At 46.6% G+C, this 13,215-nt stretch carries 7 protein-coding genes; 6 read left to right on the top strand and 1 reads right to left on the bottom strand.

What is annotated here, in order from left to right; all coding sequences use genetic code 11:
* Positions 1-5 precede the first annotated feature (5 nt).
* From XPG1_RS04830 to XPG1_RS04820, 3 genes are all read left to right on the top strand, one after another.
* The gene (locus XPG1_RS04830; RefSeq protein ID WP_045958067.1) at positions 6-890 is read left to right on the top strand and encodes an isochorismatase family protein; all 885 of its coding nucleotides are present in this window, start codon (positions 6-8) and stop codon (positions 888-890) included.
* Positions 887-1,630: a 2,3-dihydro-2,3-dihydroxybenzoate dehydrogenase gene (gene dhbA, locus XPG1_RS04825; protein ID WP_045958066.1), complete on the top strand. Its 744-nt coding sequence runs from the start codon at positions 887-889 to the stop codon at positions 1,628-1,630. The genes XPG1_RS04830 and dhbA overlap by 4 nt, the downstream gene beginning before the upstream one ends.
* Before the next feature lie 105 nt (positions 1,631-1,735).
* On the top strand, positions 1,736-2,074 hold the full coding sequence (locus XPG1_RS04820; RefSeq protein ID WP_038258985.1) for a cupin domain-containing protein: 339 nt from the start codon (positions 1,736-1,738) through the stop codon (positions 2,072-2,074).
* Between the two features lie 262 nt (positions 2,075-2,336).
* Here XPG1_RS04820 and XPG1_RS04815 read toward each other — a convergent pair whose 3' ends face one another.
* Positions 2,337-4,469 (bottom strand): TonB-dependent receptor, encoded by a 2,133-nt coding sequence (locus XPG1_RS04815; protein WP_197541112.1) that lies wholly within the window; start codon positions 4,467-4,469, stop codon positions 2,337-2,339.
* A gap of 217 nt (positions 4,470-4,686) precedes the next feature.
* Here XPG1_RS04815 and XPG1_RS04810 point away from each other — a divergent pair, with 217 nt between their 5' ends.
* The 3 genes from XPG1_RS04810 to XPG1_RS04800 all read left to right on the top strand — a co-directional run bounded on the left by XPG1_RS04810 (position 4,687) and on the right by XPG1_RS04800 (position 13,206).
* The gene (locus XPG1_RS04810; protein ID WP_052708253.1) at positions 4,687-7,533 is read left to right on the top strand and encodes a condensation domain-containing protein; all 2,847 of its coding nucleotides are present in this window, start codon (positions 4,687-4,689) and stop codon (positions 7,531-7,533) included.
* Between the two features lie 97 nt (positions 7,534-7,630).
* A complete protein-coding gene (locus tag XPG1_RS04805) occupies positions 7,631-8,590 on the top strand; it encodes an ABC transporter substrate-binding protein (RefSeq protein ID WP_045958064.1) in 960 nt (319 codons plus the stop codon).
* A gap of 89 nt (positions 8,591-8,679) precedes the next feature.
* Positions 8,680-13,206: an amino acid adenylation domain-containing protein gene (locus tag XPG1_RS04800; RefSeq protein ID WP_045958063.1), complete on the top strand. Its 4,527-nt coding sequence runs from the start codon at positions 8,680-8,682 to the stop codon at positions 13,204-13,206.
* The last annotated feature ends 9 nt before the right edge of the window (positions 13,207-13,215 follow it).

Here is a 13,215-nt window from a genome sequence, read left to right as displayed (position 1 = left end):
ACACCATGAGCATTCCTAAACTTCAGGACTATACCCTGCCCGACGAAGCCACCTTACCTGCAAATAAAGTGGAATGGAAGTTAGAGCCGCAGCGTGCTGCTCTGCTGATTCACGATATGCAGGAATATTTCCTCAACTTCTGGGGAAAAGAAAGCAAGATGGTTCAGCAGATTATCGACAACATTGTTATTCTGCGCGCCCGTTGCCATGAACTCGGCATTCCAGTGTTTTATACCGCTCAGCCGGACCAACAGAGTGACGTCGAACGAGCGTTACTGAATGATATGTGGGGACCGGGGCTGAACCGCTATCCAGAACAGCAAAAAATCGTGGCAGCACTGTCCCCCGAACAACAGGATACTGTGCTGGTGAAGTGGCGCTACAGCGCATTTCAGCGCTCTGATTTGGAGACTCAGCTGAAAGAGCGTAAGCGTGATCAACTGATGATCTGCGGCGTGTATGCCCACATCGGCTGCCTAACCACTGCCACTGACGCCTTTATGCGCGATATACAGGCTTTTATGATAAGCGATGCGCTGGCAGACTTCAGCCGCGAGGAGCATATGATGGCGCTACGCTATACTGCCGGCTGTTCCGGACAAGTGTTGAGCTCCGGTATGGTGCTGTCAGCACTCGATTCTTCCGCAGCAGAAAGTCAATGGGATCGAGAACGGTTGCTTACCCTGCTACAGTCTACCCTGGACGAAGACGTACACGACATTGATGATGATGAAAACTTGCTTGATTATGGCTTAGACTCGCTACGCATGATGTCTTTCGTCTCAAAGCGCCGACAGGAAGGGTACGATCTTGATTTTACCTCGTTGATGAAACAACCCACATTGCGCAATTGGCTCACATTACTGAACGGCAATTTGGAGGCAAAATGAGCAACTTCAAGGGAAAAACCGTCTGGGTGACAGGAGCCGGCAGCGGTATCGGTTACCGTACAGCGCTCCGCTTTCACGAGGCAGGCGCTAAGGTTTTTGGATTCGATCTAAAGTTCCCTGATTCAATGCCGTTTGAGACGCGCATTCTGGATGTCAGTGACGATTGTGCGGTACAAAAAATCTGCCCGCCACTGCTACAGGAAAACGGACTGGATATACTGGTTAACGGCGCCGGAATTTTACGCCTTGGTTCAGCAGAAACGTTAAGCCGTGAAGATTGGGAAAGCTCAATCAACGTGAATGCGGGTGCAGCATTCAATCTGTTTAAGATATTAATTCCACATTTCCAGCGTCAACGCAGTGGTAATATCGTTTCGATCGCCTCCAACGCCGCCCACGTACCACGCGTTAATATGGCCGTTTACTGCGCTTCTAAAGCCGCAATGCGTAGCCTGTGCCTGAGTGTGGGGCTTGAACTGGCTCCTTTTGGGATACGATGTAACATTGTTTCGCCAGGTTCCACGTTAACCCCAATGCTGGAAGGGATGTTCGATGATAATATCGCGCACCAGCGTTTGATTCATGGCGTTACCGAACAATTTAAACTGGGCATTCCACTCGGGAAAATCGCACACCCTGACGAAATAGCCAGCGTCATTCTGTTTTTAGCCTCCGAACAAGCAAGTCATGTGACGTTACAGGATATTGTTATTGATGGCGGTGCCACTCTCGGTGCCTGATAACCCATATGTCTATCTCCAATGGATTTCGAAGACTATAATTCTAGATAATTGGTAAGCATTAAAAACTCAAATCAAAAACTCACTAAAGGAAAGGTATATAACATGAACCAGATGACTGCATTGAGAAAAGTAAAAAATTTAAAACAAGAATTTGATTTAATCAAAGAAGTATGGTCACCGAAGGTAATCACTCAAACAAACGAATATAAGATAATTATATTACTCGCAGACGGTGATTTTATATGGCACACCCATAAAGATGAAGACAAGGTATTCATGGTTATTGAGGGTGAACTTCGCATCGATTTTAAAGATGATCATGTAATAATAAAGCAAGGTGAGTTTTTTGTGGTGCCGAAAGGAGAAGAAAGTAAGCCTTCGTCCAAAGAATTAACCAAGCTGCTATTAATAGAACCTATCGTGACAAATTCAGGCCAATAAATTATTCATCAAAATTGGTAGGTCGTGAATTCAGATAATAAGTCCCACATGTAATGAGATGGAAGCAGGAGGTGCGGCCGATTAATCGCCCCTGTGCCTCCCCCATCGTTTATTCTCTTTGACTATCAACTAAACTGAGTAAACACGTCATTATAAAAAGCCTGATGATAGCAATCATCAGGCTAAGATAATCAAGTCATTTTCCACAACGGGGTGCGCTAACCTTACTCAATCGACAGATCAGCGCGGTCAATGCTGATTTTTAGAAACTCACTTTCGCGCCAATACCCACTTCACGTGGCTCCAGCATATTTCCTGCAATCCCGGCCTTGCGATCATGAGATTTATTTGTTGGCACACGTTTGTCAAAAATGTTATTTCCGTAAACAAAGAGTTCCAAGTTGTTGGTCGGATTATATGAGAAACGAAGATTGGAGACTAAATAGGAACTGACTCGCAATTCGGGATCGTTCTCGTCATCGGAGAAGTAATTATCCACATAACGAAGAGCGCCACTCAGACGAAATTGTTCGGTGATGTTCCAGTCAGCACCGACGTTAAACATATAGCCGGGTGCCTTGGCGAATCGTTTTCCCTCAAACGTGTTGCCTCGATAATCGGCGAATTTTTTGATTTCAGTATGAAGTAATCCAAGCCCACCGCTTAGGCTAAGGTTGTCCAATACCCGATAATCTGCCCCCAGTTCAAGCCCATAAGTGACCGCCTTGTCGGCGTTGACAAGAATCGAACCGTTAGGCCTGTCTCTCGTGTAATCCTGTACAGAACTCTGGAATCCCTTATAATCTGTATAAAAAATATTACCGGTTACCAGTAATCGGTTGTCGAGCGCTTTACCACGGGCAAATAACTCATAATTCCAAGCCTTCTCTGGCGCGAAGGTATAATAGGAATGCCCGGAGAAATTCACCCCGGTACCGCCCGGCGCATAGCCTTTGCTTACCAAAGTACCGACAGTAACATCGTCAGTCATATCGTAAGCAAGAGAAACTTTCGGCAGGACAGCATGGAATCCTTTGCTATATTCATGATGGATGCCAGGTACATAGCTGGTCACCCCTTCATGCTTGACCTGGTCATATTGATAGCGCAAACCACCCGTCAGCGCCCATTTTCCCGCAAAACGTCTAGTGGCCTCCGAGAAAAGACCAACACTCGTGTTAGTCAAATCGGCATCTGCCTTGCCCAACGTATTATTAAGCACATTCCTGGCCTTATCACGCGAATAATAAAGCCCTGTCACGCCACTCCAGATTGAATATTCATCACCGAAGTTCAAATGCGTTTCGTTGGTAACATTATTCGAATCACGGTTTGCGATACCTGGGATCATCTTCGTAAAAGTGTAACGGTACTTCGATTCAGCATATTGAAGCTGGTTGGAGAGCACGATATCGTTTTCAAACTCATATTGAAGATCGAAGATACCGACATCACTGCGGGTCTTGGATCTGTTGATACCGAGAATCGAACTCTTCAATTTATGGTAAGGCAATGTGGCAGACTCCGTGTCAGCGTTTTTTGCTGCCGTATGGAAGTAGGTTAGTTTGGCCAACCAAGGACTATCCAGTGGTTGCCAAAGCGCTTTCACTCGGGCATCCAGATTTTCGAAGCCTTTGTTCATATCATGATCATGGAATTCGGGGTTGGTGTATTTGACAAACGTATTTCTATCGCTGTAATCCACGGCGAGGCGTACTGCGAGACTTTCAGTCAATGGCCCATTGACAGTAAAGGACGTTTGTTTCTTTTGGTGGCTTCCATACAAAACCTGCCCGTCGAATTCGGGCGTAAAGGTGGGATCGTTCGTCTTAACAATAATTGCCCCGGCAATGCTGTTTGCCCCCTGAGTTGTCGTTTGTGGGCCTCGGAATACTTCTATTGAATTCACGTCCCAAATAGGCCCTCTCCCCAAACTGAATTCCGCCGAGCTCATATAACGACCATCAACACTGATAGTTGCCCGCGGTATCGGTTTAGAAAGAAAAGTATTTCCTCCTACAAGCGGCCCATTTGTCTCAATACCGCGAATACTCGGCGCCCCTGTCGTACTGGTATAAAGCACATTGGGTGTCCCCTGTAAAATATCACCGATGGTTGTCGCTTCAGGCTTATTGCGTATTTCCTGCCCGGAGATAACAGAGACTGAACTTGGCGTTCTTTGTAGTGTTCTTGCCGTTTTTTCACCCGTTACAGTGATGATATCGGCATCATCTTTCCTCGTTTCATTTTTCTCTGTTTGATCAGAGGCAATCGCTTGCCCTCCCAGGGACGATAAAGAAAGCAAAATTGCACTGTTAAGTAACATTTTTCTGCGTGAAAAAATCTGATTTCCTGCCTTTATCGTAAAAGGGGTTACTGTCTTTTTCGGGATCATTCTCATTCTCATTATCATTATCATTCACAGGCAGTTAATATTATGTTAGCCTTCTGATTTGTCAATTATATATTTGTTAGTTTTCTTCAAATACAGGGCCACGACAGCACATATTCTGCGGGTAGCATCGGGTTTCCCATGAAGTATTTAATGGCTGTTGGTTCGTATTAATACCCTTAAAAAAACAACTAATTAGTTTGATAAAATGGGAATTTTTATGTTGAATATTGATTCAGGAAAGTTATCGCCCATAGCCGTATCCCGTTATGAAGAACATATCTGGTTACTACAGCAACAGAATCCTGATCGCGTACTCAAACAGCTCTCAGCCTGGCAACTTCATGATGATGTGAATATTTCAATGATGGTGCGTGCCATCCAATCTGTTATTGAGGCAATACCGGACTTGAACGTACGTTATGAATTAAATGATGATGGTGAATTGTATAAAACCCGGGTAGCGAGCTGGCAGTCGTGCCTTGAGTTTTTCCATGCCAGTTCACACTCAGACATGATCAAGAAAATGCTAACTGTACAAGCATCAACCTGGGTTCCTGAACAACATTCCCCCTTTAATGTATTGATAATACAAAAAAATGATAAAGTTATTTTATCTCTTATCTTGCACGAGATACTGGCACAAACTTGTCATGAAAACGAAATACTCGACATGCTGATCCGCGCTTATGCCGGGCACTTCGTAAAACATCTCCCCCTAAAACGCGTTTCCTTATTACCTTTCGACGGAAAGGCAACTTCTCTTGTGTCTTGGCTATGCTGTCGCAATGATGAAAACGCCACCATTCACACCTCTTTTGGTGAGGCAACCTATCTGAGTAAAAATCGGCTCGCACTGCGTTGGAAAACAGGGCTTAACATTAATGAACTGGAAACATCCCTTCCTCGCGACAGATTATCTCACTGTGTGCCCGCTATTATTTCAGCCAGATTTGCCCAGTTTATTGCACTGCTCGGCGGCCAAGAACAGATCACACTGTGTCTGTTACAGCCGGACGGGTTCCGTCACCTTGCTATCGAGTGCGATATGGCGGAAACACAAATTATCAAGTCCATCATGGATAAACTTCAGGCACCACCAGACCAAGATAATTTTCTCGCCGGTGCTTCTGTAACAAAGCGTGCTGAATCCTCGGTATATGTGCGGTTGTTATCTCGCCCGAACGATTTGGTGGAACAACAGAACTTACTGAGTCAGTCAATCCTGTTACCAACCTATGAAATGCGACCCGATTTTGAGCTGGCAATGGCGTATGAAGGTACAGAGGAAATTGATCTTATATTAACAACAGGCCAGTCGGTTTCCAGCCATGCTGGCGAGTTCTTGATGAGTCGTTTTGTGTCCTTTCTTAAAAGCACCGAAAATGCCATGACGGGTTTAGCCACAAAACTACTCTCTGGCACTGCTGTACATGCTACGCATGATGCCTCCAGCAAAGCGATCTCCGTTGACACTGATGAAATAGCAACAATAATCTTGTCAGAATTCCGTGAAGCTTTGGCGATGACAGATATGGCACTGGAGGACGATTTTTTTGATTGTGGTGGTCATTCTCTGTTGGCAACGCGTATTATCGGCAAATTACTTGGCACGCACGGGCTGGAAGTGCACTTCGGTGATTTCTTCAGCCATCCTTCAGCGGCCGCGTTGGCATCCCGTGCAATCAGAACACATCAGAATAAAGACGCCGTGTCTTCGGCACAGAACGATCATTTGACGGCACCTTTGGCACTTGCACAAACCTCTCTTTGGAATGCCTATAGCGCCTATGAGTTTAGCACTATCTTCAACCTGCCATTCGCTCTGGATTTTATTGATGAGGTTGATGAAACAATCCTTGAACACGCTTTTGCTGATCTTATAGAACGTCACTCAAGTCTGCGTACCTTGTTCTATGTTCAAAATGATGAGATTTGTCAGCAGGTTGTCGCTATGTCAGACATGAGTGATTATAAGTGGTTCTGGTCCAGTCACGAAAGCCAGGGTGTACACCTTGATGACGAAGCGGCTTATAAGTTCGATCTTTCCCGTGAATTGCCAATCAGAATACGACTACTCCACAATCCTGAAACCGGACGTCAAATATTGTCGTTTCTGGTTCATCATATGGTTATTGATGAATGGTCGCTGAATGTGCTGATGGATGAACTCTCCCAAGCTTATTTATCGCGTTCTTCAGGTATGGCGCCTATCTGGAAAAAACCAGTATTGTCATTCCATCAATTTGCCCGGCAACAGCAAGCGAACGGCTTTAATCAAAAACATCTCGATTACTGGACTAACATGTTGCGTGATGCAACCCGCGGGTTAGAACTCGCCTTATCTGACAACCCAAAAACGACTATTGCCGCGCATGAAAGTTCATCAAAAGCCAGCTGGATCGAGTACAAACCTAAAGCTGGAGTCACTCATCGTCTTTATTCCTTTGCCCGGCAAAATAACGCCTCCCTGTTCAGTATCGTCTACGCTGCAATTGCGCTTTCGTTGCATAAGCTCGGCAATCTGAAGGATATCGTGATCGGAACGTCTGCATCGGGTCGAACCGAACCCGAAACTTATGAAACAGTTGGCTATTTTACCACCATGGTTGCTCACCGGCTGCAATTCTATCCGGAGAAATCCGTCGCCGCATTGATCGAAGACACCAGAGATACCATCAATAATTCAATGCCGTATGCAGATGTACCGCTCGATCTTATTCAACAATCGTTGGGGATGGCACCTGATGAAGGTTTAATCTTCGACGTTTATATTCAGATTCATGCCAATAATGCACTAAACGGTGTACTTAACACCCCGTTTGGTAACGATATACGCTATCGGCAAATCGATCCCGATAAAAAGGAATCCATGTTCGGTCTTCAATTCGAAATCATGGAGGATGTCATTGATGGAGAAAGAATAATGCGGCTGGTAATAACTTACCGCGAGGCGCGTTACCCTGAAGAACATGTTCAACGCCTCTGTGAAGCAATAGATAAAGTTTTCTCATTCTTCACAACACCTGAGGCCACAAGCCTCCCCCTTGCTGAAGTTGCTGTGTGATGTCTATGAGACAATGAACCAACTATGATTAACGTGAGCCGGTCAGTGTTATCTGACTGACTCATATACTCTGATCCGTTCTGAAAGAGAAAACATTATGCGATCTGCTATTACTGTAATATTCATGTGCTTGCTGGGAACATCTGCCTTTGCCGCATCACGGCAGGTCACGGATACCCTGGGGCGAGATATCGTCATACCTGAGGAGCCACAGCGTATTGTGGTGATGAGCGAGCCAGCTATCGGTCTACCTTTAATGGAGCTGGGCATTCAACCCGTCGGCAGTTACGGTCGCACGAAAGAGGGGATCTATCAACTTGGTACAGATTTCGTCGATACTGTACTGGGGGAAGGGCACACAAAACCCCAAGGCATCGGTACTGGGTTTGAGATTGATTTGGAAAAACTTTACGCGCTTAAACCCGACCTCATTATCGGAACAGAATTTGATATCGACAAGGTAAAACAACTTTCAACGATCGCGCCTGTCTATCTGCAAAATTTCCTTTCTGGCAAATCTCACCATTTCAATATTGAAAAAAATCTGGCTCAACTTACCGGACGTGAGCAGAACTTTCAAAAACGGCGGGATATGTATATGCAACGCGTTGCCGCAACGCGCACATTGTTGCCGGAAAATCCGACTAATCAGACTTATCTGCCGATCCTGGTCAACGATCAGATCAATGTCGTTGGCGAAGCCACCGGTTTCACTCAGGCATTGGAAGATCTTGGTTTCACCCGTCTGAATCTCTCGACACAAAGCGGCCTTTCTGCCAATTCATCCCAACTGCTTTTACAGTTGAGTGCAGATAAATTAGGCGAACTGAACCCGGACGTTCTGGTCGTACTCAACAGTTGGGGCAGCAAGGAACACGATGAGAACGCTATTCGCTCCGCGCTTGATCGGGTTGTACCTGGATGGGCGCACTATATGAAACCCGCTCGCGAAAAACGGATTGTTTTTCTTAACGCGAGTGAAGTTTTTACCCCTACGTTTGCCAGCGCGGAACATACGCTTAGAGCGGTGGGAGAATGGGCTAAGTCGAAGCAATAAAAGGATCTTACTCGCCAGAGGCTGTTCACATTCAACCTATTTTTATACTTGTACCTATTAACCGTATTTTTCAACTACGTGAATAAACTATGAGAGAATTAACGTCAATGCAGGCAGCTTACTGGGTCGGGCGTCATGTTCAGGCCGCTCTGGGAGGCGTTGCCGCGCATCTTTATGCTGAGTTCGACGGCGATGATATTGAAGAGAGTCGATTTAAACAGGCTCTGAGACGCGTTTGTTCTCTACATCCTATGCTCAGACTCTGTGTCGATGCGGAGGGGCTTCAGTCTGTGGCGCCATTTTGTGAGTCATCATTGCTGGAGATCGAGGATTTTCGGGGATTATCAGCACCAGAAGTAGAAAAATTACTTCTTGTTAAACGCACGAAGTGGGCTCATCAGAAACTTGATCTTTCTTCTGGCCAGGCAGCCCGGTTCTCACTCAGTCTGCTAGATGGCGGAAAATTTCGCCTGCATGTTGATACGGATATGATCGCTATCGATCCTTCAAGTTTCCGGGTATTGATGGAGGATCTGGCGATATTTTATGATAATCCAGACCAGTCAGCGCCAGTAATAGCCTCGTATTTCGCATGGTGCGACCAAGTACGCACCGATCCCTCACTAAAAGCGGCCCGTGAAAGGGATAGAATCTGGTGGCGTTCGCGTATTCCGCATATTCCACCAGCTCCCACGCTGCCTATTCACAAAACCCTGCCCGATCAGGTTCGCAGCCATCGTCTGGCAGCGTGGCTTCAGCCAGATGAGCGTCAGGCGTTGAAAAGACTTGCCCGGATACACCAGATAACCATGTCGAGTCTGATGTTGGGGCTTTTTTCCATTATTCTTGGAAGGCATACCGGGGATAAGCGCTTTCGTCTCAATGTGCCCATGTTCTGGCGTTCTCCCCATGTGGATAATGTAGAAAGAATTATCGGTGATTTCTCTAATGTGCTTATCCTCAGCGTTGATATCAATGGCGCTGAAAGCCCTGCTGACCTTAGTCAACGGCTTGGTGAGCAACTGACAGATTTGCTCGCTCACTCAGCATATCCGGGTGTGAATCTGATGCGGGATCTTTCCCGGCATTATGGTGAAACGCAATTGACTCCTGTGGTCTTCACCGCCGCACTGGATATACCGGGAGAAGAGCTTCTCTCGGATCGCGTCAAACAGGCATTTGGTGCTATGAACTGGGTTATCTCACAAGGCCCACAAGTTGCCCTTGATGCCCAAGTGGCTGCTGCCGATGGTGGCATTCTCATCAATTGGGATATTCGTCTGGATAAACTGCCAGAAGCATGGATAACCTCAATGTTCGACAGTTTTGTCAATTTTGTCCGTGAAATCGCCACGCATCCACAACGATTCGATGAAGCCATACCTTCTTCACCCAATGATGTAGCCGCCTTATCATCAATCGCTAAGATAAAACCCGCTGATGTTACTGCAAAAATTGATCTTAATAACAACATGGAAAAGAGAAACAGCACGGAAAAACCATTAACTCCCCTTCAACTGGCGTATCTGCTTGGGCGGCGGGCAGAATTGTCGCTTGGTGGCGTCGCGATGCAAGAGTTTCGTGAGTACCGCGGAAGTATGGAATTGGCGCAGCTGCGAAATAACCTAGAAAATATGGTTCAGCGTCATGAAAGTTTGCGCACCCGAATCAATACCAAGCGACTCGTTCAATATGTGAGTGCAGAAACAGATATCAATTTACATTTACAGCAAGTCGACCTGAGCGCGATGTCACGGGAAGCGGCTCTACATCATGTAGAAAACCACCGTGAAGAATTTGCACATGCACTTTTCAATTTGGACTGTTCTCCGTGGAACATAACACTCTTTTGTTTACCCAAGAATCAACCAGAAGAAGATGATTTGATCGCGTTTGTACGTTTCGATGCTCTGATCCTTGATGGGCGTTCGATAGCCGCCCTGATGATAGCGCTTTTCGAGGGCAAGGTATCACTTATGGCGGATACAGATATCTCCTTGAGTGAGGACGATATCTCTGACAAACGCAAGATAGACGAAACATATTGGAAAGCAAAACTTGAAGCCGTCAGCGGTGCACCACGACTCCCGTGGATAAAACCATTGGCACAAATAGGCACGTCCCGCTATGCACGACAAAGTTTGATTGTACCCCGGGAAGATTATGCCGCCGTGTCAAAAGCCGGCACTCAGCAAATGCTGTTTAAGAATTCGACTATTATGGCACTGGTGCTTGAGGTTCTGTCCCATTGGAGTGAAGAGCGAAATCTATCTGTCGGCATTCCTGTAGCACCGCAGATATCGGATGCTTTGTGCAATCGTTCAAGTTTTATTGTGGTCAACTGGGATGCTGAGCAGAGTAATCTTTCTGAGCGGGCCCGTACTCTACAAAATGATGTGATGGAAGGGATTGAACATCTTGCATTTTCAGGTATAGACATTACCCGCATGCTGGTTGAAAAGAAGGGTGCTGGCCCTGTTTTACCTGTCGTGATGACCAACGGGCTGTCATGGCCGGTATCAGGTCAGGACAGTGGTATGCGGTTGCATTGTGGACTGACTCAGACACCCCAAGTCGCGATGGATATCCGTTTTTCAACCAATGCAAACAAAGAACTTATTTTTGACATTGATTATGCGACTGCTGCGATTGACCCTGCTTTCATCCAAGACATTTTACGGGCTATAAGCAAGGCGATACAGGCCATCGTAGCTTCAGGTGTATTCTCAATTTCAGTACAGAATATTATCGATACAGACCACTATCAATTGAACGGTATCGAAGCTGATTTTCACTGTGGGCAATTTCTCAGCCGGATAGCCGCCAATATCTTCGACAACAAAAACACCAAAAAGGCACTTATCTGTGGCGACAGACAGATCAGCTACGCTGATCTGGGGCGTAATGTCCGTCGAATAATGGGCGCTTTCAGGGAAAAAGGGCTTTCCGAGGGGAGTGTTGTCGCCCTTTGCCTGCACCGTGGACCTGAACACACCGCGGTGACCCTAGCTTGCGCATTAACCGGGGTGATCTGGGTGCCGATAGACGCAGATTCCCCCGCCGAGCGACGGCATTATCTCCTTGAAAATTGCCACCCAAACCTGGTCGTCACGACACAAAGAGAAGGTATTGAACATCCGGCAGAAACGCCTGAAACCCTCTTGTCTGCCGAACCCCTGGCGGAATGCCCACTTCCACTTGACGCCCTCTCATCAAGCGAAACGCCCGCCTATTACCTTTACACATCAGGGACAACCGGAAGACCAAAGTGCGTTGTTTTATCCAATAAATCAACATCGAATGTCATTACGAATACCCTCAAAGAATGGTCTGTAACACATCAGGATGTCTTCATTTCTGTAACGCCTTTACATCATGATATGTCGGTCTTCGATGTTTTTGGCTGCCTGACCGCAGGGGCAACGCTGGTTCTTCCCGCTGTCGGTGAAGAAAAAGACGCCTTGTGCTGGAACCAGTTGGTTGCCAAGCACAAAGTAACATTATGGTGCTCTGTGCCTGCTATCTTGGAAATGCTTCTCGCGTGCCGTCAAGGAGATGAATTGAAAAGCCTGCGGCTGATCGCGCAGGGTGGCGATTACATCAAACCTGCTGTGATTAGCAGCCTGCGTACACTTCTACCCTCAGTGCGGTTGATTTCGTTAGGAGGACCCACAGAGACGACCATATGGAGTATATGGCACGAAATAGGCAAGGATGATGTTAACCAAATCCCTTATGGCAAACCCTTACCGGCTAACAGCTATTTTCTGTTGAACGAGAGTGGTAACCACTGCCCGGTGGGTGTGACTGGCCTTATTCATACGGCAGGCGTCAATGTCGCATTGGGTTATCTGGAAAACGGGAAGCTTACCCAGACCAATTTTGTCACCATCAAGGATACGAACGGAGAAGACATCCGCGCATTCCGGACCGGCGATCATGGACACTATCGTCGCGATGGCATCATTGTCTTTGATAGTCGTGTCAACGGTTACGTCAAGGTGCGCGGAGTACGTATTTCGTTACCGGACATCGAAAATGAACTGGTTCGTCACCCGTCAGTTCAGCACATTCTCGTGGTGGATTATGGCGATGAAATACATGGTGAGACGTCCATCGGCGTACTTTATGTCTCGCTAAAAGAAAATGCCTTGTCAGGCGCAGAATTACGCAAATATGCCAGCCAATGTCTGCCACCATCGCATGTCCCAACACGGTTCTTACAGGTCACCGAATTACCGCTCTCCCCCAATGGCAAACCTGACCGCCCTAAAGCACGCAGCCTATTGATGGAATCTGTGCAGGAAGCACCGTCTATTCGACACAACGCTGTCCCTGAGCAAGAACTAGAGAGAGAAAAGACCGGGATGAAAAAGAAGGTGCTGGAAATCTATCTGGACGTGCTCGGCCAATCGCGAGAGAGCCATTTCGATGGTTCCAGCGACTTCATCAACATGGGATTACGCCCCCAGCATTTGAAAACCATTTCGGCACGCATCGCTGAGGAATTTGCGATCGGGATTTCGTTACCACAATTGCTGCGTTGTCGTAATGCAACAGAAGTTGCACAGCAACTTAATGAAAAAAATTTATCAGTTTTTCGAAAAACAATCTAAAAAGGATAT

This window comes from Xenorhabdus poinarii G6 (assembly GCF_000968175.1).
Classification (GTDB): domain Bacteria; phylum Pseudomonadota; class Gammaproteobacteria; order Enterobacterales; family Enterobacteriaceae; genus Xenorhabdus; species Xenorhabdus poinarii.
The sequence above is the reverse complement of the archived record's forward strand: the minus strand, read 5'-3'. Positions and strand labels throughout refer to the sequence as shown.